At 55.6% G+C, this 21309-nt stretch carries 21 protein-coding genes; 5 read left to right on the top strand and 16 right to left on the bottom strand.

Annotation, left to right across the window (positions count from 1 at the left end; translation table 11 throughout):
* Positions 1-37: 37 nt before the first annotated feature.
* The 8 genes from ONV78_RS25785 to ONV78_RS25750 all read right to left on the bottom strand — a co-directional run bounded on the left by ONV78_RS25785 (position 38) and on the right by ONV78_RS25750 (position 10885).
* A complete protein-coding gene (locus ONV78_RS25785) occupies positions 38-808 on the bottom strand; it encodes a heme ABC transporter ATP-binding protein (RefSeq protein WP_279507293.1) in 771 nt (256 codons plus the stop codon).
* A gap of 67 nt (positions 809-875) precedes the next feature.
* Positions 876-1895 (bottom strand): iron ABC transporter permease, encoded by a 1020-nt coding sequence (locus tag ONV78_RS25780; RefSeq protein ID WP_279507292.1) that lies wholly within the window; start codon positions 1893-1895, stop codon positions 876-878.
* 6 nt (positions 1896-1901) lie between these two features.
* Positions 1902-2789, bottom strand: a complete 888-nt coding sequence (locus tag ONV78_RS25775) for an ABC transporter substrate-binding protein (RefSeq protein WP_279507290.1) — start codon at positions 2787-2789, stop codon at positions 1902-1904.
* Positions 2786-3865 (bottom strand): ChuX/HutX family heme-like substrate-binding protein, encoded by a 1080-nt coding sequence (locus ONV78_RS25770; RefSeq protein WP_279507288.1) that lies wholly within the window; start codon positions 3863-3865, stop codon positions 2786-2788. Before ONV78_RS25770 ends, ONV78_RS25775 begins: the two co-directional genes overlap by 4 nt.
* 57 nt (positions 3866-3922) lie before the next feature.
* On the bottom strand, positions 3923-5152 hold the full coding sequence (locus ONV78_RS25765) for an HmuY family protein (RefSeq protein ID WP_279507287.1): 1230 nt from the start codon (positions 5150-5152) through the stop codon (positions 3923-3925).
* An 89-nt stretch (positions 5153-5241) separates the two neighbouring features.
* Positions 5242-7248 (bottom strand): TonB-dependent receptor, encoded by a 2007-nt coding sequence (locus ONV78_RS25760; protein WP_279507285.1) that lies wholly within the window; start codon positions 7246-7248, stop codon positions 5242-5244.
* A gap of 173 nt (positions 7249-7421) precedes the next feature.
* Complete coding sequence (locus ONV78_RS25755) at positions 7422-8309, bottom strand: response regulator (RefSeq protein ID WP_279507284.1); 888 nt, start codon at positions 8307-8309, stop codon at positions 7422-7424.
* 23 nt (positions 8310-8332) lie between these two features.
* Complete coding sequence (locus tag ONV78_RS25750) at positions 8333-10885, bottom strand: ATP-binding protein (RefSeq protein WP_279507282.1); 2553 nt, start codon at positions 10883-10885, stop codon at positions 8333-8335.
* Positions 10886-11131: 246 nt separating this feature from the next.
* Between ONV78_RS25750 and ONV78_RS25745 the strand changes: the two genes are divergently transcribed.
* The 3 genes from ONV78_RS25745 (at position 11132) to ONV78_RS25735 (ending at position 14946) form a co-directional block, all read left to right on the top strand.
* On the top strand, positions 11132-13768 hold the full coding sequence (locus ONV78_RS25745; RefSeq protein WP_279507280.1) for a glycosyl hydrolase family 18 protein: 2637 nt from the start codon (positions 11132-11134) through the stop codon (positions 13766-13768).
* A 124-nt stretch (positions 13769-13892) separates the two neighbouring features.
* Positions 13893-14435: a demethoxyubiquinone hydroxylase family protein gene (locus ONV78_RS25740; RefSeq protein ID WP_279507278.1), complete on the top strand. Its 543-nt coding sequence runs from the start codon at positions 13893-13895 to the stop codon at positions 14433-14435.
* A 58-nt stretch (positions 14436-14493) separates the two neighbouring features.
* On the top strand, positions 14494-14946 hold the full coding sequence (locus ONV78_RS25735) for a hypothetical protein (RefSeq protein WP_279507276.1): 453 nt from the start codon (positions 14494-14496) through the stop codon (positions 14944-14946).
* Between the two features lie 73 nt (positions 14947-15019).
* On the opposite strand, the gene ONV78_RS25730 is transcribed toward ONV78_RS25735, so the two are convergent.
* From ONV78_RS25730 to ONV78_RS25715, 4 genes are all read right to left on the bottom strand, one after another.
* Complete coding sequence (locus ONV78_RS25730; RefSeq protein WP_279507275.1) at positions 15020-15490, bottom strand: SMI1/KNR4 family protein; 471 nt, start codon at positions 15488-15490, stop codon at positions 15020-15022.
* Positions 15487-16092 (bottom strand): hypothetical protein, encoded by a 606-nt coding sequence (locus ONV78_RS25725; RefSeq protein ID WP_279507273.1) that lies wholly within the window; start codon positions 16090-16092, stop codon positions 15487-15489. Before ONV78_RS25725 ends, ONV78_RS25730 begins: the two co-directional genes overlap by 4 nt.
* Before the next feature lie 18 nt (positions 16093-16110).
* Positions 16111-16566 carry an SMI1/KNR4 family protein gene (locus tag ONV78_RS25720; protein WP_279507269.1) on the bottom strand — a complete coding sequence of 152 codons (456 nt, stop codon included), beginning with the start codon at positions 16564-16566 and terminating at the stop codon, positions 16111-16113.
* A 90-nt stretch (positions 16567-16656) separates the two neighbouring features.
* Positions 16657-16983 (bottom strand): hypothetical protein, encoded by a 327-nt coding sequence (locus ONV78_RS25715; RefSeq protein ID WP_279507267.1) that lies wholly within the window; start codon positions 16981-16983, stop codon positions 16657-16659.
* Positions 16984-17218: 235 nt separating this feature from the next.
* Between ONV78_RS25715 and ONV78_RS25710 the strand changes: the two genes are divergently transcribed.
* A complete protein-coding gene (locus ONV78_RS25710) occupies positions 17219-17800 on the top strand; it encodes an alkylphosphonate utilization protein (protein ID WP_279507265.1) in 582 nt (193 codons plus the stop codon).
* 95 nt (positions 17801-17895) lie between these two features.
* Here ONV78_RS25710 and pspC read toward each other — a convergent pair whose 3' ends face one another.
* Genes pspC through pspA form a run of 3 tightly spaced genes read right to left on the bottom strand, consistent with a single transcriptional unit; the run spans position 17896 to position 19236 of the window.
* Positions 17896-18285, bottom strand: a complete 390-nt coding sequence (gene pspC / locus ONV78_RS25705; RefSeq protein WP_216735155.1) for an envelope stress response membrane protein PspC — start codon at positions 18283-18285, stop codon at positions 17896-17898.
* Positions 18286-18295: 10 nt separating this feature from the next.
* The gene (gene pspB, locus ONV78_RS25700) at positions 18296-18559 is read right to left on the bottom strand and encodes an envelope stress response membrane protein PspB (protein WP_216735154.1); all 264 of its coding nucleotides are present in this window, start codon (positions 18557-18559) and stop codon (positions 18296-18298) included.
* Entirely contained in the window at positions 18559-19236 is a 678-nt protein-coding gene (pspA, locus tag ONV78_RS25695) for a phage shock protein PspA (RefSeq protein WP_216735153.1), read from the bottom strand. Before pspA ends, pspB begins: the two co-directional genes overlap by 1 nt.
* Before the next feature lie 218 nt (positions 19237-19454).
* Between pspA and pspF the strand changes: the two genes are divergently transcribed.
* On the top strand, positions 19455-20519 hold the full coding sequence (gene pspF, locus ONV78_RS25690; protein ID WP_347815432.1) for a phage shock protein operon transcriptional activator: 1065 nt from the start codon (positions 19455-19457) through the stop codon (positions 20517-20519).
* Here pspF and ONV78_RS25685 read toward each other — a convergent pair.
* Positions 20483-21271: a transporter substrate-binding domain-containing protein gene (locus ONV78_RS25685; RefSeq protein WP_216735151.1), complete on the bottom strand. Its 789-nt coding sequence runs from the start codon at positions 21269-21271 to the stop codon at positions 20483-20485. The genes pspF and ONV78_RS25685 overlap by 37 nt on opposite strands.
* Between the last annotated feature and the right edge of the window lie 38 nt (positions 21272-21309).

The raw sequence follows: 21309 nt of genomic DNA, 5'->3' as shown, positions 1-21309 counted from the left end.
CGTATCTCCTTCAACCGCCGCGCTTTGCGCGGCGGCCTCAGTCAATCATCGCCATAGGCCGCTGCGTAATGGGATGCGGCATGATGCGACTCTCCACCTGATAAACCTCCCTGACGTTCTGCGACGTAATCAACGTCTCCGGCGCGCCTTCCGCCACGATGCGCCCGTGATTCATCAACACCAGACGGTCGGCGTATTGGGCTGCCAGATGCAGATCGTGCAGCACGCAGAATACGCCTACGCCTTTGGCCGCCAGCCTGCGCGCGAGTTTCAATAAGGCGCACTGGTGTTTCAGGTCCAGCGCTGAAGTGGGTTCATCCAGCATCAGGTATTGGGGACCCGCGCCGACTCCCGTCCAGAGCTGGGTGAGGGCGCGGGCGATCTGTACGCGCTGACGTTCGCCGCCGGAAAGATCCTGGTAATTTCGCTGCGCCAGATGGCCCGCGTCCACTTCTTCCAGCGCTTCCTGACTCAGACGAAATGGATCGCCCCCAGATACTGTGCGTTGCACGCCCATCAGCACGACTTCCATGGCGCTGAAGGGAAAATCGAGATGCACGGACTGGGACAAGACTGCGCGCCGACGGCTTAACTGCGGCAGGCTGAACTGGCTGATGGGCTCATCGTCCAGCAATACGTGTCCGCGGGAGGGCGACAGTTCCCCCGCCAGGGTCTTTAGCAGCGTGGACTTGCCTGCTCCGTTGGGACCCAGCGTCACTACCAGTTCTCCAGGGCTGAGGCTGAAATTGATCTGCTCCAGCAAGGTCTTGTCATGACGTATCACGGACACGGCGAAGGCGTGAATCATAGCGGGATTCTCTGTTCTTTACGGCTATATTGAGGGCTTTCTAGGTTATCTTGGGGCGCGGTATGCATCATGAACGTACCCCGGATTTCCGGCTAAGCAACAACCACAAGAAGAAGGGACCGCCGATCAGACTGGTCAGTATGCCCACGGGCATTTCCGCTGGCGCAAACAGGGTGCGCGCCAGGGTGTCGGCGGAGATCGTCAGCGCGGCGCCCAGGACGGCGGAAGCGGGAATCAGCACGCGATGATCCGCTTTCCATAGCAGGCGCACTAAATGCGGCGCCACCAGACCGACGAAGCCGACGATGCCGGACACGGCCACGGCGGCGCCCACGGCGACGGCGGAAAGCGCGATGACGCGGGTTTTCAGCTTCTCTGTGTCCGTGCCCAGATAGCGGGCTTCCTGCTCGCCCAGCAGCAGCCGGTTCAAATCGCCGGATTGACGCATCAGCATGACTATCACTGGTAGCGTGATGGTGAACGACACGCCCACTGACGGCCACAGCGCGCCGCCAAAGCTGCCCATTGTCCAGAACGTCAGTGTGCGCAATTGCTCGTATGTACTGAGATAGGTCAGAAAGCCCACAGCCGCGGCGCACATAGCGTTGACGGCGATGCCGGCCAGAATCAGGTGCGCCACGCTGGAGGCGGCGCCAAGCTGACCGACCTTGAAGATCAGCCAGCAGGTGGCCGCGCCGCCAAGGAAGGCGGCGACGCTGAGTCCATACAGCCCCATCCAGCCAGTGCTGAAAGGAAACAATACGATGACTAACGCCGCCGCCAGCGCTGAGCCGCCGGAGATACCGATCAGTCCCGGGTCCGCTAGCGGGTTGCGGAACAATCCCTGCAATGCTGCGCCGCTGACCGCCAGCGCGGCGCCCACCACACCGGCCAGAAGCACTCGGGGCAGGCGGATATGCCAGAGAATCATCCAGTCCTGACTGCTCAAGTCAAAGTTCAGCACGGATCGCCAGGTCAGAGAGTAAGCCCCCAGCATCACCGCACCGAGAGTGGCGGCGGTCAGGCTGGCGCCCAGCAATAGCCAGATGCGGGTGGATTTATGCGGCATGGCGGAGAGGGTCTGCACAGGCGTTTACTCCATCCAGGTTTGACGGAGCTGTTTGGCGGCGACCACCGTGCGGGGGCCGAAACCGAGCAGCAACAATCCATCCATGGCGGCGATTTTGTCATTGCGTCCCGCTGGCGTGAGCCTGACCCCGGGAATGCTGCGCATAGCGTCGATGCCTCCGGCCTGTTCCATCCCCAGGGTAGTGGTCAGGATGAGGTCCGGTTGCGCCTGCGCCAGGGACTCCGGCGTCATGGGTTTGTAGCCTTCTACACCTTGCAGCGCGTTCACGGCTCCAGACAGACGGATAATGCGGTCCGCGGCTGTGTTGGAGCCGGCCACCATAGGCGCGCCGCCGCCGTGCTGAAGGATGAAAATCACCCGCGCGCTGCGTTGGTCCTGGGCTTTCTCCTGTTCCAGTTGCTGTTGTTGCGCCTGCATGTCCGTCACCAGCTTATCCGCTTGAATCTCTGCGCCAAGCAGGTAGCCGATTTGACGAATATTGGCGTAAACCCCGTCCAGATCCTGCGCTGTCGGAACGGTCAACCAGGTGGCGCCGGCGCTTTTCAGTTGTCGCAGCACTGCGGGGGGGCCTGCATCCTCACTGGCCAGCACCGCATCCGGACGCAACGCGAGAATACCCTCGGCGGAAAGCGATCGTTCATACCCGATTTTCGGCATATTCTCCGCATCGGGCGGATAATAGCTGGTGATGTCGGAGCCGATCAGACGCTGTTCCTGCTCCAGCGCATAGACAATTTCCGTCACGGCGCCGCCAATGGAGAGGATGCGTTGCATGCGTTCAGGGGGCGGCGTCGGCGTCGCAGCCTGGGCCGCCATGCTGGCGACCCATAGCAATGCAACGCCGGCCAGGCGCGCGCTCCAGTCACGCACTGAGAAGCCGGCTACGCTCATGACAGATTCTCCACCGACGCCACCAGTTCACGCCACTCGGTCAGTTCCGGCTTGCCGGGCTTGCGGGCGCCGAACAGGGTGAGCACTAGCTTGCGTTCATGGTTGAAGCATTCCAGAGAGGTCACCACGCCATCGCTGGTGGGGCGACGCACCGCCCAGCAGCTCGCCAGTTGTTCTGTGTTCAGGTGCAGGTTGAAGTCCGGGTCCAGCACATTGAACCAGGGGCCGGTGCGCAACAGTTTGTTGACGGTCCCGGTGTGGATCTGCACGACGCCGTCGTTGCCCACAAACGCCATGATCTCCAACTGGCAATTGGCGGCGAATCGCAACGCCTGCTCCATGGCGTCCGTCGGCAGGCGATGGGCGTATTCCTGACCCGCCATCTGCAGCGCTTCCAGACGATCAATGCCCAGTTTGCTCAGCATGGCGTTAAAGTGGTGGACGTCTTTCAATTCCGACCAGGGCCGACGCACTTCGTCTTCCGTCACGTTGCCCGCATTGGGATAAAGCGGTGGCGTCTTCGCTTCGGGCATGAAAAACAGCTCCGCGTCGACAGCGAGGTGAGCGTTAATCCACTGGTCCCAGGCCGCCATATCCGTATGTTCGGTGGCGTAGATTTTGTGCGTCGCCGTCCCAGAAGCGTCGAAAAACTGAATGCTGCGACGAGGCTGTTCGTCGGCGCCTTCGGTGACGGCGTAAGCGTGACGCCAGTGCTTGAAGAAGACGCGCAGATCGATCTCGCCCAGACATAAGCCCATGACGCCGGCCGCGTTGGCCTTGAAGTCATGGTAGACGCCGTGACGTTCGTGCACGGCCTGATCGTTGCGGGTCAGCGCCATCACCCGTCCTACGGACTCGATGGACGTCAACATCTCCGCGAAGTCGCCGCCAAGGGGCTGGACGCGCTGTTCCATTTGCGTCAGCAACAGCGCCAGCTCGCTCACTCCCAATTGTTCCGCCGCAGTGCGGATACGCAGACGGGGTTGCTCCCGTCGCATTTGCGTCCAGGATTCTTTTAACCCGTCAGCAGGTTGTTTGATCGCCTCGTCTCTGTTGAGAACCGCTTGAGCCGTCATGTGTTCACCTCGTTATATATGCGATATATGTGCAATGGTTCCTGTGGAGCGTGCGGATCAGTTGGCGACCGGCATGAAACGGATATTGGGGTGTCCGCTTGCGCCCGCGTCGGAGTAGTAATTGGTGATCTGTAGCTTGTATTTGGTGGCGTCATCGCCGCCGCTTTGGGTTTCGATCACGTAGACGCGGTAGTTGGACCAGATTTTGTGCTGACCTTGCAGGTCATAGGCGTACCAGGGTGAGCCTTCGAAAATGCCCGCGGTGGCGTCGGCCACATAGTGCATGCTGATGTCCGCGCCAGTGTCGGACTGCGTGCCGGAGACATAGTTGTTCAGATCCGCCACAGGCAGCGGGCCGAAAGCGCCGCCGGCACCGCTGCCGGAAGGGCCGCTGTTAGTCCAGAGCGTCCAGTTGAAGCCCTTGATCTCCAGTTTTAGATCCCAGGCCGCGTTGGCGCAGTCGACGGTGGCGTCAGCATCGAAATCAAAGCACTGGCTGCCGCCGCTGAAGGGAACGGAGGCGGCGAAGGTGGCGTTGCCGGTGAAGCCTGCTGCATCGGAGGGTTGCACGTCGAAGCTGAAGGTGACGTCAATATTGGCGCTGGGGTTATAGGTCAACGAGGTAGCGTGGAAACGGGCGTAGCTGGCGCCGGAGTTGGAGCGCAGCAACCAGCCGTTGGCGTCGTTCAGCGACACTGTGTGAGTGGAGATATCGTAGTTGTACCAGCCCAGGTCCATGACGTTGCCGGTTCTGTCCCCGGACGCGGTGATGGCGCTCAGCACGCTGTCGCTGGTGAAGGTCAGACCTGCTGTGTTCACTGCTGCGAGCAGGTGCTCTTCTTCCGAGTCCGGTGTGGCGTTGAGAAATACGTTGGCGTTGGGATCGCCGCTATCTGTGTAGAAATCCTGCTGCGCCACCGCGAGCGCGCCGCGCACCTGGCCGGGGCCGGAAGCGCCGCCGTTGAGTACGACGCCAGTGCGGCGGAAACCGATATGCCAGTCCGTAGAAGAAGCGGCTTCCGCTTCCGTCAGCGACAGGGTTTGACCTGTGGCGAGGTTGACGTAGGTGTAAGCGTCGCGACTGCTGGCGTCGACGATCAGAGAAGTGTAAGCCGCGCCGGCGCCGTTATCAGGCGTGGAGCCGCTGTCGCCGCCATTGGTTGGCGTATTGTTCGCATTGTTATCGGGATCGCCGGAGCCTCCTCCGCCGGAGCAGGCGCTGAGTAATATCAGAGCGGCGGCGATGGCGCCGGATTTGACTGCAAGGGTGGGGGAGACTGGTTTCATAGCGTTGCCTTTATGTGTTTTTTGGGTGTGTGAGTGGGTTATTGCCATAGTGCTGCGTGATAGTGCTGAGTGATGTCCGGGCGCTGGCGTCAGCCTTTGATGCGCACGCCCAGGTAGAAAAATCGTCCTTCGTCCGGGCGGAAATCGCTGGCGTCACTGAAATCCCGCTGCGTATCCGTCAGATTGTCGATGCCGCCGAACAGGGTGACGCCCCAGGGCAGAGGTTGATTCACTTTGAAATCGAACGTGCTCCAGGACGGCGACTCCATGGAGCCGGCGATGTCGATGAACTCACTGGATTGAAATACGCCGTCCAGAGACAGCTGCGTTCCCCAGGAAGACAGGGTGTAATCTGCGCCCAGTTTTACCTGATGGCGCGGGCGTTTCGGCAGCTCCAGGCCGGTGCGTTTGTCTTCGCTGTCCATCCAGGTGTAGCCGCCGTGAATTTTCCATTGTGAGGACAGCGGGTAGGCGGCGCTGATTTCCGCGCCCCGGGTGCTGGCTTCGGCGATGTTGGTGTAGCGGTGAATGGAGACGCCGTCGCCGCGATCCGCCGTGGCTCCTGGATCGAAAGCGGTTTCGATCAGATCGGTGATGTCGTTGTAGAACAGATTGAGGTCCACGTAGGCGCCCTGGTCGCCATAAGCGCCGACGCCTAACTGGTAACTGGTGGATTTTTCCGGCTGCAGGTCTGGATTGCCCAGCACCATGTATCCCAGATGACTGTGATCGAACACGTAATAACGTTCTTTCAGGTTGGGCACGCGATATCCACGGCCCACGCCGCCGCGCAGAAACAGGGTCAGGCTGTCTTCGCGCATGAGCTCATAGCGCGCATTGATTTTGGGCGCGGCGTAAGAGCCGAAATCGCTATCCCGCTGCAAGCGTATGCCGGGGGTGATTTCCAGACGATCACTAATGAAATAGTCGTCTTGAAGATAGACCTCGATGCTGTGGCGGTCCGTGCCGGCGGGCACTTCGACGGCGTTGTCGTGACGTTGTTCAAGCGTCTCTTCGAACCCTTCCAGGCCAGCGGAAAGCAGATGGTCGTCAGTCAAGGCGTAAGTCCAGTCCAGGGTCGCCCTGCGAGTCTCCATGCTGGCGCTACGACGGTCCTCCTTAACGGCGGTGGCGATGGCGTCCTGATAGGTGACGTCGTCGAATTGCTCCTGCAGCAGTCGGGCCTGAAAATCTCCCGCCGCAGTGCGCCAGGCGGCGGACGCGCCCAGTCGGGTGCGCTCCGCTTCCTCCTCTTTGACCTTACGGATTTCCTTACCGGCGGCGTCAGCGGAGATGCGGTTATTGAGGTCTTCACGATAGTAACCGCCCAGCAGTTCATAGGACTGGTTCTGATCGGGTTTCCAGCCCAGGCGAGCCGACCAGTCGCCGCGTTCGCCTTCTGCGCCTTGCGTGGTCCAGTTTTCCGGCGTAGCGTCGAAGCCGTCGCTGTCGCGATAGTCCATGCTGAGCGCGCCATACCAGGCGCCGTCGCGGCCGGTTAATCTCGCGGAGGCGCGGCGCGCGCCGATATCCGCCGTCTTGCCGCCGATGTTGTCTTTGCCGAAACTGGCGGCTTCCGCCAGCGCTTCGTAGTGCAGGCCCGGCTCGATATCCCGGGTGATGATGTTGATGACTCCGCCCATAGCGGCGCTGCCATAGAGTGCGGACGTAGCGCCTTTGACGACCTCTATGCGCTCGATATTGAGACTGCCGATCTGGGTGACGTCGACGCTGGAGCCGGTGCTGGCGGCGACGGGTTCGCCGTCTATCAGCACTTTGACGCGGTTGCTGTCCAACCCTTGCAGCCAGACTTCATAGCCGCTCTTGCCGTGGATTCTTTTCAGCAGCAGACCCGGAACGTCTTCAAGCGCTTCCTTGACGTCCCGCGCGTGTTTGCGTTCGATTTCCTCCCGCGTCACCACCTCGGTGCGCACAGGCGTCTCCATCAGCAGTTTTTCGCTGCGGGTGCCGGTGACGACGACGGTATTGAGCACTGTTTCCGGCGCAGTCGAATCCCCCAGCGCCTGCTGTGGCAGCGCGAGAGTGAGAGGAACGGTGAGTGTGACAAGTAGAAAAGGGTGAGATGTATGCGACACGAACAACCACTATCGACAGTTAAATGATAATGATTATCATTTAATAAAAATGAACTTCTGTCAATAATGATTCTTATTTGCGTTTATGTGAATGGTATTATTCACGGAGACGCGGATGTTTTTTTCTCTCTAATTGATCACCTGAAGGTTTTTGGGCCTATATTAGGCGGTTTTTAAACGAGCACTTTGCAAATAACCCGATTGCCGTCCCCCTCATAGATCAGATCGTCAAAGCTGAGCAGATTGGCCATAGCGATGCCTCTGCCATGGTTATCTGTGGCCCGCTCCACGCTGATCTGCAGGTACTCGCGCCAGTTGAACCCCGGCCCTTGATCGGTGATGGCGACGGTGATGGCGTCGTCAGTTCTAGTGAACTCCACCTGCACGCGTTTGTTTTGGTTTTCTGGAAGTTTCTGGCGCCGTTGCACCTCGTTCATCCATTCTCCGCGCAGGTTGAGGTCGGTTTTTTCGTCATAGGTGATGCCCAGGTTGCCATGCTCCACCGCGTTCACCAGCAGCTCCGCCAGACCAGTGACGACCTTGGGGGGAAAGGGGAACAGGTCGGCCAGCAGAATCGACGCCTGCTCAGCTTCCTCCACGGTGGCGAAACTCAATGTCAGTTGGCGCGCCATGTGTCGCAGGGACTCATTTTTCCCTAGCTCGGTCATGAGTTTGTGGGACTCTTTGCCGAACTCCAGCGCGGCCTTGATGATGGAAATCAGCACTTCTTCTTCATAAGGCTTGGTGAGGTAGTAGTAGGCGCCGGCGTCGATGCCCTCGCGGATTTGTCCTGACTCCGCCGCCGCGGTCTGCATGATGACCGGAATCTCTTTTGCTCTGGGGTGTTCTTTGAGTTGCTGCAGAAAGGCGAGGCCGTCCATCTTCGGCATCATACGGTCGAGCAGGATCAGGTCCACTTTGAAAAGATGACGCTCCAGGGTCGACCAGCCTTCGGCGCCGTCCGCGGCGGTGATAAGCTCGTAGCCGGTATCGGCCAGATAGGCGCGGATCAGGCGTAAGTTGCGTTCATCGTCGTCTATCGCAAGTATTTGTTCGTGCATGCTGAGCGCTCTTGTCCTTGCTGTCAGGTGGGCGAGGGCTCCGCTTCCGGAATCAGCGCAATGAAGTCGGCGCCGCCCTGTTCATGGTTGCGGGCGTATATGACCCCGCGATGAGCTTTGATGATTTCGCGGCATATCGCCAGACCGAGTCCGGTTCCGCCTGCGCCGGTGTCTGTACTGCTGCTCTGGACGAATTTATCGAAGATGCTTTCCAGCTCCGCGTCTGGAATGCCGTCGCCCTGGTCGGAAACGCTGAAGGCGAACACGGGCTCATCCGTATCCATTAAGGATAACTCTAGCAGCAATATGTTGTTTTGCGATCCATGAGGAAGCGGCGCCAATCCCACAATTTTCCTCTGCAGCTCGCCCACGTCCGCCAGTTTCCAACATGGACGCTCCAGGGCCCCGGCCTCTTGCGCCAGCTTCGCCAGCTTCTCCGCCTTGCGTTCACTGAGTCCGCCGACGCGACGCCAGTTGCTGGCGTAAACGTTGGTTTGAGCGGCGTCGGGGTGTGGGCGCGCGCCTTCCAGGTGAGTGGGTGCGATGACGTCGCCCTCCTGAATCAAATAGATCGCGGAGTGGCTTTCATCCCAGGGCAATTCCCTGTTCAACCTCCTCAGGGTTTCGGTCAGGCAGTTCTCTTCCTGAAAGGGCCAGTAGGGGAACTCAGCGGAGGCGTTGGACTCGCTCGGGCAGGGGGCGGGGGAGGTGAAGAGCTCTATAAGCTTGTCTGGTTGCTGTAAAAGCAGTGCGGTCTTCTCGTTTAATCGCTCCAGCGTCAGTCCGTGCAGAGCCAGCAACTCATACATGTCCGGCGTGCGATGGGCGATGCGCAGCCTGATGTGGCCTTGTTGCGGGGAGAACTTGATCGCATTGCTGAGCAGGTTGCGCAAGACCTGGGTCATTTTGGGACCGTCGCACACGACAAAAGGGGAGTCCATCAAGTCTTCAGTATGAATCTGCAGTTCCTTTTTGTCCCATAGCGGCCGCAGCTCCTTCAGAAGCTTGTCCCGTATGGCGAGGATATCCACCAGGTTGAACGTGTAAGTCATGCGGCCGGATTCCAGCTTGGCGAGATCCAGCAGGTTATTCAGCAACTCCAGCAGACCCTCGGCGCTGGTTTTGACTTCGCTTAGGTGTTCGTAAACCAGTTCATCCGAATTTTTCACCCGCTTCAGGCACAGGCTGGTGAAGCCAAGAATCGCGTGCACCGGAGTGCGCAGCTCATGTGACATGTTGGCCAGAAACTGGGATTTCACGCGGTTGGCGCGCTCCGCTTTTTCTTTCGCGGTGGTCAGCTCACGGGTTTGTCGCTCCAGTTGCTGCGCATATTCTCGCAACTGCTCGTCCGCGCGCTGCTTTTCTGTGATGTCTTCCAGTATGCCGAGGAGCGTTTCCGGCTCGCCCTTGTCATCGAAGATGGGCACCTTGGTGGTATGCGCCAGCCAGGTGCCGCGAGAGGTTGTGATCGGTTCCACCTCCACATTCGCTACTTCGCCGGACTGCATGACCTGTTCGTCGATGCTGCGGAAAAAATCCACCTCTTCCTTGTTGGGGAAAATGTCGTAGTCAGTCTTGCCGATAATATCGGCGCGGTTCGCTTCGAACAGCTTTTCCGCCTGACTGTTCCATATCAAAAAGCGGTAGTTGTTCTTTACGTCCTTGGCGAATACGGCGACAGGGATGTGGTCGATAATGCTGGCCAGCATGTCTTTCTGTACTCGTGTCTGTCGTTCCGCCTCACGTCGATTCTCCGCTTCGCTTTCCGCCACGTTCTTGGCGCCCGCCAGCAATTGGTTGGCCTGCTGCAGACGCTGCAGCAGGTTATGCAGCGTGCGTATGAACAGGCCCAGGTCGTCATCGCGATCTTTTTCCGGCAGGTTAATGAATTGCGGCTGATCCTGCATGGCGCGCAGGTGGCGGGTGACCCGTCTGAAAGGGCGAATGATGGTGTGAGTCAGGCGGTAGCCAGCGCCCAGACAGGTGACGAGCAAGATGGCGACGCTAATGAAGGTGATGCCTTCGATAAAATGCAGTCTTTCCTCAATATTGAGAGAGGAGCGGTGCACGTACTGATCGGAAATCTCTTGTTGCCGGAACAGCAAATTAACCGCTTCATCGCGCAAGGGGGATATCTTTTCGTGCAGGATGGTCATGGCGGTCCCTGGCGTCGCTGTTTCCATGGCCTGAAACATTTGCTCGCCAAGCAGGGCGATTTCCCGCAAATGCCCGTTCAGCTCGTCTTCAATTGCAGACGTGTTCTCCATAATGGCCCGGGAAGGCGAGCGGTTTATCAGCTCGGACAGGTTGCGATAGCTTTCCAGAAACTGTTGTTGCGCCGCGCTGCGGGTATCGCTGTCCGCCTCCATGGGGATGCGCTCCAGCATGGCGTAAATGCGCGCAAAGCCCAGTCCCACCTGATCGAGATGCTTGAACAGAAGGCGGTCCTGATCGATGATTTTTCTCGACATATCGCTGACGAAATGCAATTGCCAGTGCTGGAACAGCGTGGCCGCCAGCGCGACGATTGTGATCAGCAACAGCGCGGAGAGTATTCGGTTGGAGGTTTTGCGCATGCAGGCGTCGCCGGAATTCCTTTACGTTATGACTGTCTGCCTAATTAATATATACGCGAAAAATATCAAACAAGTGTAGTTCATACCCAATGGCTCTGCGGCGCGCCTCGCGGCTTGAAAGCGCATATAAGCCATCACCCAAATAGCATAGAAAAAATCATATCTCCGGATGATACCAATTGGCTGGCTATTGTATAACCATTGAAGTACCAATAAGGCGAAAATAGACAATGGAAGGGTGATGCGATGAATCCACTTAAGAGAACAGGTATGCTCTCGCTGGCGCTGACGACCGGGTTGATGGCCGGTCAGGCGTTGGCGGAGTTTAAGGTGGTGGGGTACTTTCCCACCTGGCAAGGGGATGTGAACAGCATTCCTTACGATAAAGTTACTCATATCAATTATTCCTTTGCGCTTCCTACCGCCAGTGGCGGATTACAACCGCTTGAAGGCGGTACGCAACGTTTGAGCGCCCTGGTGCAGCAGGCGCACGCCGCAGGCGTCAAAGTGCAGATCGCTGTGGGCGGCTGGAACGACGGCGACGACTCCGCCTTCGCTGCGTTGTCAGCGAACAGTAGCGCCCGCGCTACCTTTATCCAGAATCTCATGAACATGGTGGATCAATACAGTCTGGACGGAGTAGATCTGGATTGGGAATACCCCGAAGCGGGCGCGGAAGCGAATAATTTCAAAGTGCTGATGCGAGAGCTAGGCGAGGCCCTGCACGCGAAAGGCAAAATTCTGACCGCCGCCGTCACCGCCACAGACTTTCCCGGCAGCGTAGACGCTGATGTAATCAGTAGCGTCGATTTTCTGAATTTGATGGTGTACGACCTGGGCTATCCGCACTCCACGTATGAGCATGCTCAGAGTGCGTTAAGCCACTGGAAATTCAACGAAGGCCTGCCGCAGGAGAAAGCCGTTCTGGGCGTGCCTTTCTACTCTCATAAAGACTGGGTGGCCTACAAGGACGTGATCGCCCGCTACGGCGCTTCCGCAGCACAACGCGATGACGCCGGTGGCCTGGATTACAACGGCCAGCCTACCATTCGCGCCAAAGCGGAGCTGGCTCTGGCGGAGGCCGGGGGCGTCATGTTCTGGGAGATTTCCCAGGATACTCATGACGACACGTCCTTGATGAAAACCATATGGGATGTGGTAAGCGGTTCTATCGATCCAACCGATCCAACCGATCCAACCGATCCAACCGATCCAACCGATCCAACCGATCCGACTGACCCGACTGACCCGGGCGCCTGCGATGTGGTCGTCTGGAGCGCTTCTGCGGTTTACACCCAGGGCATGAAAGTGAGTTATGAGGGCAAGATTTACGAGGCGAAATGGTGGACTCAGGGCGAGACGCCTTCTCAGTCCGGCCAATGGGGCGTCTGGAAAGAAGTGGGCGCCTGCGATGATGACGGCGGCGCGCCGACCGATCCCACCGACCCGACGGACCCTGGCGGTCCTACAGACCCAACTGATCCAACGGACCCCACCGACCCGGGCGGTCCGACCGACCCGACCGACCCGACTGATCCAACAGACCCATCCAGCTGCGCAGTATGGCGGGAGGGCGTGACGTATCAGGCAGGCGATGTGGTGTCGTACGGCGGGTCCGTATACACCGCGCTGGTGACGCATACGGCGCATGTGGGCGCTAATTGGAACCCAGCCTCTACGCCAACCTTATGGGAGCAAAAAGGCGAGTGCGATGATGGGGGAAACGATCCTGGAGACGGCGACGGGGATAATCCCGGCGACGGAGATGGCGATACTCCCGGGGACGGAGATGGCGATAACCCAGGCGATGGCGATGGAGATAATCCAGACGATGGCGGCCCTGGTCCTGTCAGCGGGTTGCCCAAACACGCCCTGATCGGTTATCTGCATGCGAGCTTCGCCAATGGTTCAGGCTATGTGCGCATGGCCGACGTTTCCAATGACTGGGATGTGATTAATCTGTCATTCGCAGAACCGACGTCCGCAACCTCTGGTGAGGTGGAGTTCCATTTATGCCCGGCATCCGAGTGCGCCAATGTGGAATCCGAAGCGGAGTTCAAAGCCGCGATTCGCGCCAAGCAGGCCAAGGGCAAAAAAGTGCTGATTTCCATCGGCGGCGCCAACGGGCAGGTGCAATTGACCAGCTCAGAAGCGAAAGATGCCTTCGTGCGTTCCGTGTCGGCGATTATCGATAAATACGGTCTGGACGGTCTGGACATCGACTTCGAAGGACACTCGTTGTATCTGGACTCCGGCGACAATGATTTCCGTAACCCGACCACGCCGGTTATCGTCAACTTGATCGCCGCGCTGAAAGAGCTTAAGGCCAAGTATGGCGCAGGCTTCGTGCTGACCATGGCGCCGGAGACCTTCTTCGTGCAGAACGGCTACAGCTTCTACGGCAGCGGTAAGTGGGGCGGCGCCGATCCTCGGTGTGGAGCTTATCTGCCGGTGATCTACGCGATGCGTAACGATCTGACGCTGCTGCATGTGCAGGATTACAACTCAGGTCCTATCGTTGGACTGGACGATCAGTACCACACCATGGGCACGGCTGATTTCCACGTGGCGATGACGGATATGTTGTTGGCGGGCTTCCCGGTGCAGAAAGACTCCAACATGATGTTCCCAGCGCTCAAGCAGAGCCAAATCGCGATTGGTCTGCCATCCAGCGTTAACGCCGGCGGCGGCTTTACTTCCGTGCAAGAAGTGCAAACCGCGTTGGATTGCTTGATGAAGAAAGAGAACTGCGGAACATACCAGCCCAAAGGCGTTTACCCCAATATGCGGGGGCTGATGACCTGGTCTATTAACTGGGACAAGTTCAACGACTACGAATTCTCCAAGAGCCATAAGGCGTACTTCGAGCAGTTTGGGCTGTAATCGTCAGTCCTGAATAGATCAGTGTGACTCAGAAGGCGCCTGAACGGCGCCTTTGCTTGTTTAATATCCAGGCTGCGGATATTGTGTGCGGGTCAATGGTCGTAATCAGAAGTAGCAGTCAATCATGGAGCTCACCTCCGTCGCAGACGGGTCTAAAAATACGCCGGGTAAAATTCTTCAGGTTAATCATGCTGGCGAATTCGGAGCCATCAACATCTATCGCGCGCAGATTGCCGTCGCACGCCTCACCGGCGCCAAGCATTTGGGGCTTCTGGAAGAATTTTTAGTCCACGAAAAAGAACATCACCGCATCTTTGGGGCAGAGCTCAAACGCAGGGGCATTCGTCGCTGTCCCAGCCTTTGGCTATGTGGCGTAGGCGGTTTTGTGCTGGGACTGATCTCCGGCCTGCTGGGCAAAAATTCAGTGCTGGCCTGCACCGCCGCAGTGGAAACCGTTGTACTGAAACACTTACGCGAGCAACTTCAGGCGCTGGAAAAACTGGGCGACCAGGCCGCCTATGACGCCGTAGCCAAGATCGTAAAAGATGAAGAAGAACACCAGCTGGCTGGAATGGAAGCCAGGCAGGACTGCATCTTCTATCGACCCTACTACAACATTATCAGCCAGTGCACAGAAGCTGTGATCTGGATGGGAATGCGTCTCTAAATCACAAAAGCGCTTTACGTTACCTGGTTTGAATTCGGTCCGCCTTTAATAGGATTTTATGAGCGACAAATATACAAGAAGACAAGTTGTCTCCGCGCTGAAAATACCCGTGATGGTCTTCATCAGCGTGTTTTCCCTGATCCTGTTCTTTGGCTTCATCATTCCGCTTTTACTCGAACTGAAGCTTTCGTCATTCTCCTGGCTAGTCTCCTGGAGTTTTTGGAAAGTCATCTTAATCATTGTTGGCGCACTTGCCGCACTGTATCTAGTAGGAGTATGCCTCAACAAAGCAGATCAGTTCCTGAAGCAACGCTTACCATTTAAGGCCTACGCCGCCTACCTGGCGTTTGGGCGTCTTATGCTGGTGATTATGTACCTGTTTCTTGGCGCCATGCTTTATCGTGGATATATCAATGGGAGTGCTGAAGTATATGGGGCTGCTTTGGTTTTTGTGTATATTTTTTTCGTTAATCATTACAGGAAGTTAGTTAACGGTGGCGATAAAAGGTGAGTGTTATTTTGGTATAAATGATGTATGCAAGAAAGAGCTACTTAAAAGGCTCTTTGATAACGCTTTCTCCAATTTAGTAGTACTTGAATGCGTCGTTACTTTTTGATTTGTCACAGGTTTCAATTAGTCTGAAAAAATAGTCAGTGAAGGTTGATCCTCTGCTTTCTATGTTATTTTTCCCCTCGACTACTCTATACATAACAGGGTCTGGATTGCCGTTGCAGATAAAAAAGTCAAATATTAACTCATCAAAAGAATAAAATATAAACGAATTTTCGGGAGTTGTTATTTTCAGCTCGTCTTCTATTAAATTATCGAATGAGTCTCTTAGGTTAATTATTTCGGGATAATATAATATTGGTGTGGAGCCAAGCATTTCCATATTATTTTCACAGAAAAGAAGGAAACTTTTATAGCTATCTGGAAGTTGGACGGAAAATAATTTCTCTAAGTTTTCAATGTCGCTGGAGGTTATGCCAATTAGCTCCTCTGCGGTCGCTAACCCATTTTCAACTATTGCTATTTGAAAATCGCCTGGGTTCATGCGGGCTTTATTAGCCCCTTTTGATCAATTTGGTTCGAGTATCCAGGGGCATCTATATCTATTATTTTTGCTTTCTCTTTTGTCAGTCTTGTTAAAAAATGGTTAAGTCTAGGCGCATTTTTCGATGAAAGGGCATGGTTGTCTTTTATTTCGCCAGATGTTTTTGAAAAATAAATATCTACGTTTAGGGACACAAGTAAACGTAAGGGTGAGCTTCTATCTGTCTCATCTTCTAACTGAAACCAGAGCGTAACTCCTCCTTTTAACCAGTTTTCAATGCCATCATTGCCTACCAGGCTTAAATCCAAGTCTGCCTCTACCTCTAAAATGTCGTGGTAATTGAGCAGGAAGTTTTCCAGTGATTCTTCACTGGCATCAGGCTTAAACTGCGCAGCATCCTCTCCTATAGAGCTTGTCGTAATCGACAGATTTCCCAGTTTGGCAAAGTCGCCAAGAGAACTGAGTATGCTTGAGACAGATGTTCTAAGGAGAGTTTGTTTATCTGAATCACCACTTATAAATTTAGGGTGCATCACCTCAAGATCCCAGCATGCTAGTCCTATCTTGTATCGCCAAGTATTTGTCGGTAAGTTGAATTGCATAGGATAAAGGCTACTCTGCTAGGCCCTTACGCCAGAAATTGATAGCAGAAAGTTTGATAGGTGGTCATCTTCTTTGTATGTATGGTTGTCCCATATTGATAAAAAATACACAGCAGGGTCGCTACCGTCACTCATTTTGAAATACCAAAACTGCTCGCCAGAATATTCGCCAATAAGAAATACATCGCTCTCTAGTGTAACTGGATTTTCTGCTTCTGAGTTAGCTTCTTCAAATACATCTTTGAGCTCTAATAAATCAGGGTATAGATCAATGGAAGCTTCTTTGAAGTAAACGGATGGCTCCTTACCGCAAGTTATAAGGAACTCTTTGTAAATATGGGGGAGAGGACCACCAGCATGCTCTTCTACTTTGCAAAGCTCTTTGGCGCCTATACCTGAGTAGCCCGGTATGAGACTTAACTTGATTAAGTCTTTAAGATTTTTGTCGAGCTGTTTTTTGAAGTTCTCGATCATTTTTCCGTGAAAGCCATTTAGCCGTCTAGCCAGTTCATACACTAACCTTTAATGAGAGGGCTTTGAATAGCTTGTTCGCGTAATAGGCTATCAAGCATCAGGATCATAATAAAAATAAGGATCGCCGTTTTCGTCAACGATGCAATCATATAAGCCTAGCGAGTAGCGCTCTAAGTGAAGGTCTTCTTCTTTTTCGTTTGTTGCTTTCATGAAAGCGTTCCAGTGTTCTTTATGTTTGGTATGACAGGCGTCGAACTGAGCTTCCACGGCGGAGATGCAGGCGGGGTCGTCTTCGCCACAGGTATCTATAAGGTGTGTTTTCTGCAGCTTTTCTCCAGCCAAACCGATCAGGCTGTCGCAGCCCGTCAGTAGCAAAGTGGTGAGAAATGTGGCGGCGGCTTTGTATTGTGGGCGCATGTAATATCCTCTGATCGCGGGCCAGATCCTTGGTCGGCCTTGTTTGAGTGGGCATTATAGGGAGGCTTCGGATGCAGGAAAGCTTTTTCACCGATTTTGGCTGCGTTTATTGATCTGGATTGCGTCTATCCTCATTAAATCGGTGTCAAAATGCGCTTTCAATCTGCTATCTTTGCGCCCCTTGTCGGCGCTTGGCGCTGATCCCGGATTTAAATTCAGATGTGAGTGATAAGGTATGAGTACAGAACAGACATTGCATGCGCGCAGCGAATCAAAATGCGAACTTTGCGGCGCGGCGGATAATCTCGGAGTCTATGCGGTGCCGCCGACTTCTGACGGTTCCGCCGACCAATGCATTCTGGCTTGTGCGGTTTGTCAGGGGCAGATGGATGACCCGGACACGCTGGAAGTTAATCACTGGCGTTGCCTGAACGACAGCATGTGGAGCCAGATCCCTGCTGTGCAGGTAATGGCCTGGCGCATGCTAAAGCGTTTGAGCGCGGAGCCTTGGGCTCAGGATTTGAGCGACATGCTGTATCTGGATGAAGATACGCTGACGTGGGCGAAGGCGACGGGTGAGGGTGAAGCAAAGGAAGAGGCCGTGCGTCATCTGGACAGCAATGGCGCTGTGCTGGAAGCGGGAGATACGGTCACATTGATCAAAGACCTGGACGTGAAAGGCGCCAACTTCACCGCCAAGCGCGGCACGGCGGTACGCGGCATCTCACTGGTGGCGGACAATCCTGAGCATATCGAAGGCCGGGTCAACGGCCAGCAGATCGTGATTCTTACCAAATACGTCAAGAAATCCAAATAAGCCGACGCCTATGAAAACGGGGCGTCCGCTGCGCCCCGTTGATTCTCTCCGGACCTCATGAGTCCTTCTTAACCTTCCGTACTATCGCCGCCGCGCTAAAGGTTTTTGAACTCCTTGTTAACGTTAAAGCGGTTGGACGTCACATAACGCTCCATGGACTGCAGACGCATTTCCAGCGCGCGCATACGCTCTTTGAGTTGCCGGGCGCGATCTGAGGCGCTTTCGCCATAATCAAATAACGGACGTCCCTGGCTTGGCGTGTAGCTGTCGCGCGGGCGTTTGGCCAGCAGGATGACGCCGGCGATATAGAGCAGCACGCCGAGGCTGCCGCTGAAAATAAACACCGACAGCATCACGATGCGCGCCAGCCATACCGGCTGTCCGTAGCTCTCCGCCAGACCGGCGCAGACGCCGGCGATCCAGCCTGCGTCAGGGTCGCGATACAGGTTGCGGTTGTAGCCGTTTTGCTTGTTGGCTTCGCTCATGGTGGACTCCTTAATGGTGCTGCGGACGATCATGACGGTTGTCGTAGGTGCGCCAGCCGCCATGATCCGCATCTAAAATCGTTTCCAGCGCGTTGATGCGTTGCTCCAGGCGCTCCGCTGTCTTTAGCGCGCTTTCCAGCAAGTCGCGCTCATCCTCGGACAGGCTGCGGCGAATCTTGCTCTTGGTGCGGTAATGCAGGATCAGCCAGATCGGGGCAACCAGACTGAGGAAGATCACCGTCGGCACGAAAAAGAAAACCATGATGGACGACATTAGTTTTTACTCCCGTTATCGGCATCCATGCGCGCCTTCAATTCGGCAAGCGCTTGCTCAACCTTATCGTTGCGCTCCAGCTCGGAAAACTCATCCATCAGAGAGCCGGTGCGGCCGAGATCATAGGATTCCACCTGGGCTTCCAGGTCATCCATTTTGCGCTCGTAGGCCTCAAATTTGTTGAAGGCCTCTTCTAGTTTATCCCGATTGCTGGAGCGACGGATATCCATGCGGGAGCGGGCGGTCTGTTCGCGCACCACCAGGGATTTTTGCTTGGCTTTAGCGTCGTCCAGTTTCTGCTGCAGTTGGGCGATTTCTTCGTGCAGCACTTCGAGTTGTTCCTCGATCGCTTTCAATTCTTTGCCGGCGATCTGCAGGTTTTCTTCAATGGCGCTTTTTTCCGCCAGGGCGGCGCGGGCGAGGTCTTCGCGGTTTTTACTCAGGGCCAGGCGGGCTTTACCTTCCCAGTTTTCGGATTCCTGACGCAGGTAATCCATGCGCCGCTCCAGTTCTTTACGGTCCGCAATGACCCGGGCGGAGGTGGTGCGGACTTCGATCAGCGTTTCCTCCATTTCCTGAATCATCATGCGAATCATCTTGGCGGGATCTTCCGCACGATCGAGCAGGGCGGTCAGGTTTGCATTAATGATGTCGCCGAAACGAGAGAAAATACCCATAAATCAATCTCCTTTGCTGTGTCGCCTGCGCACTCTCTATAAGCGCGTCTTGGCTTTTGAGGTCGGTTGTAACGTTGCTTAAGCCATAGCGAGTCTTGTGCCAATTTCTGTAAGTCGCTGAAAATAATTGATTTATTTGATTTTTGGACGATTTGTTCACATTTTCGAGTTGTCTTTTGTGGTTTGTATGACTTATTTTTAGCTTAATTAGCTAATAAATGGTTTTTATGGATGGTCGGCGACAAACATTGATTGGCGGCTCGGAAGAGTTGCATCGCGTGCTGCAGCAGGTGTCTCAGGTGGCGCCGCTGAACCGGCCTGTGTTGGTGATCGGTGAACGAGGAACGGGGAAGGAATTGATTGCGGAGCGTCTGCATTACCTCTCTTCCCGTTGGGAGCAGCCTTATCTGCAAGTGAATTGCGCCGCGATGAGCGAGTCGCTGTTGGAGTCTGAACTGTTTGGTCATGAAGCGGGCGCCTTTACAGGAGCTACGCGGGGCAGGGCGGGGCTGTTCGAAAGGGCGGATGGCGGCACGCTGTTTTTGGACGAGCTGGCGACCGCCTCCATGCAGGTGCAGGAAAAGCTGTTGCGGGTGATTGAATATGGCCGCTTTGAGCGCCTTGGCGGTAACAAGACGCTGCAGGTGGATGTCAGAGTCATCGCCGCGACCAATGCGGACTTGCCCTCTATGGCGCAGGACGGGCGCTTTCGTGGCGACTTATTGGACCGGCTCGCCTTCGATGTCATCAGCTTGCCCCCGCTCCGTTTTCGCAAAGACGATATTCGTGAGCTGGCTGAGCACTTCGCGCTGAAAATGAGTATTGAGCTGGGATATGACTGGTTTGCGGGTTTCGCCCCCGAAGCCATGACTCAATTGATGAATTACCACTGGCCCGGCAATATTCGGGAGCTTAAAAACGTTGTCGAGCGCAGTGTCTATCGACATGGCGCCCAGGAACAAATGTTAACGGAAGTGGTTATCGATCCCTTTGAGAGCCCTTGGCGACCGCCAGCCTCTGCGTCTATCGAAGACGTCCCGCAAGCGGCTGAGCCAATAGCCGCCGTGCAGACTGAGCGGGAAACAACAGGAGAGGCTGAGAACCTGGATTTGCGCAGTCGCATGGCGCAGTTCGAGCAGCGCCTGATCGCCGAAGCGCTCGCCGCCAATCAGTTCCACCAGAAGCGGGCCGCGGGCGCGCTGGGGCTGACTTATCATCAACTGCGCGCCGCGTTGCGCAAGTATCCTCAGTTGCTGGGTGGCGATGACGCCCCCGCGCCCTGAGCCGCATTGAACAGTTTCGGGTCGTCGCCGAAGTACTTCTTTCGCAGCTTGTCGAATATGCCCGAGGTTTTAAGCTGCTCAAGCGCATCGTTCCATTCCTGTACTTTAACATTAGGCGACGACTTGCTGGCGGCTATCCACAGGGGGAGCGTCTGCAGCGGTCGCCCATATTGCAGGCTCTGCGAATACTCTCCCTGTTTCCAGCCCAGAATGGCCTCAGGTTTGGCGGTGTAGATGGCTTTGACCTGATCTTCGGCCAAAGCCTCATACAGCTGCTTGCCGGTAAGCGCGATGTAAGGCACATCCTCTTGTTTGAGCATCTCTTCCTGTGGCGTCCCGATGATGACGCCGATTCCCCGCATTTCGCGGGCGGTATGGAAGTCGTTGATAGGCGGACGTCCTTCCTTGGTGATGAACATGACGGGGACATCGAACACTTTGCAGATCCAGGTGTACTTGGGCTCTCTTTCCTGGGTGCGGCTGAGTGGAAAAATAACGGCGTTGGGGGTTTTAATCGCCATATACTGAGCCCGGTTCCATGGCAGGAAGTTAGCGCTCACCTTCAATTTCATCGTCTTGTTCATTTCTCCCACTACTTCCATTAGAAAGCCGGGAGATTGCACTGATTTGCTGGTATAGATGGGCTCATCCTCCAGATAGAAGACGACATCGTGATCCGCCATTGCGGAAAAACTCAGTAGCAAAAGCAGGAGCAGCGTCAGAAAACGCGGGCGTTGCTTAGGTGGTGACATGCTTGGGTCCCAAAATAAGTGTGTACTCAGCGCTCGCC

Source organism: Hahella sp. CR1 (assembly GCF_029813005.1).
Classification (GTDB): Bacteria; Pseudomonadota; Gammaproteobacteria; order Pseudomonadales; family Oleiphilaceae; genus Hahella.
Note: the sequence above shows the minus strand (reverse complement) of the source record. Positions and strands in the feature narration are given on the sequence as shown.

Coding starts and splice junctions, on each gene's coding strand:
- ONV78_RS25720 (WP_279507269.1), bottom strand. CDS start 16,566: ATGATCGAGAACTTCAAAAAACAGCTCGACAAAAATCTTAAAGACTTA.
- pspC (WP_216735155.1), bottom strand. CDS start 18,285: ATGAGCGAAGCCAACAAGCAAAACGGCTACAACCGCAACCTGTATCGC.
- ONV78_RS25775 (WP_279507290.1), bottom strand. CDS start 2,789: ATGAGCGTAGCCGGCTTCTCAGTGCGTGACTGGAGCGCGCGCCTGGCC.
- ONV78_RS25785 (WP_279507293.1), bottom strand. CDS start 808: ATGATTCACGCCTTCGCCGTGTCCGTGATACGTCATGACAAGACCTTG.
- pspA (WP_216735153.1), bottom strand. CDS start 19,236: ATGGGTATTTTCTCTCGTTTCGGCGACATCATTAATGCAAACCTGACC.
- ONV78_RS25750 (WP_279507282.1), bottom strand. CDS start 10,885: ATGCGCAAAACCTCCAACCGAATACTCTCCGCGCTGTTGCTGATCACA.
- ONV78_RS25730 (WP_279507275.1), bottom strand. CDS start 15,490: ATGAACCCAGGCGATTTTCAAATAGCAATAGTTGAAAATGGGTTAGCG.
- ONV78_RS25755 (WP_279507284.1), bottom strand. CDS start 8,309: ATGCACGAACAAATACTTGCGATAGACGACGATGAACGCAACTTACGC.
- ONV78_RS25715 (WP_279507267.1), bottom strand. CDS start 16,983: ATGCGCCCACAATACAAAGCCGCCGCCACATTTCTCACCACTTTGCTA.
- ONV78_RS25765 (WP_279507287.1), bottom strand. CDS start 5,152: ATGAAACCAGTCTCCCCCACCCTTGCAGTCAAATCCGGCGCCATCGCC.
- ONV78_RS25745 (WP_279507280.1), top strand. CDS start 11,132: ATGAATCCACTTAAGAGAACAGGTATGCTCTCGCTGGCGCTGACGACC.
- pspB (WP_216735154.1), bottom strand. CDS start 18,559: ATGTCGTCCATCATGGTTTTCTTTTTCGTGCCGACGGTGATCTTCCTC.
- pspF (WP_347815432.1), top strand. CDS start 19,455: ATGGTTTTTATGGATGGTCGGCGACAAACATTGATTGGCGGCTCGGAA.
- ONV78_RS25710 (WP_279507265.1), top strand. CDS start 17,219: ATGAGTACAGAACAGACATTGCATGCGCGCAGCGAATCAAAATGCGAA.
- ONV78_RS25770 (WP_279507288.1), bottom strand. CDS start 3,865: ATGACGGCTCAAGCGGTTCTCAACAGAGACGAGGCGATCAAACAACCT.
- ONV78_RS25735 (WP_279507276.1), top strand. CDS start 14,494: ATGAGCGACAAATATACAAGAAGACAAGTTGTCTCCGCGCTGAAAATA.
- ONV78_RS25685 (WP_216735151.1), bottom strand. CDS start 21,271: ATGTCACCACCTAAGCAACGCCCGCGTTTTCTGACGCTGCTCCTGCTT.
- ONV78_RS25725 (WP_279507273.1), bottom strand. CDS start 16,092: ATGCAATTCAACTTACCGACAAATACTTGGCGATACAAGATAGGACTA.
- ONV78_RS25740 (WP_279507278.1), top strand. CDS start 13,893: ATGGAGCTCACCTCCGTCGCAGACGGGTCTAAAAATACGCCGGGTAAA.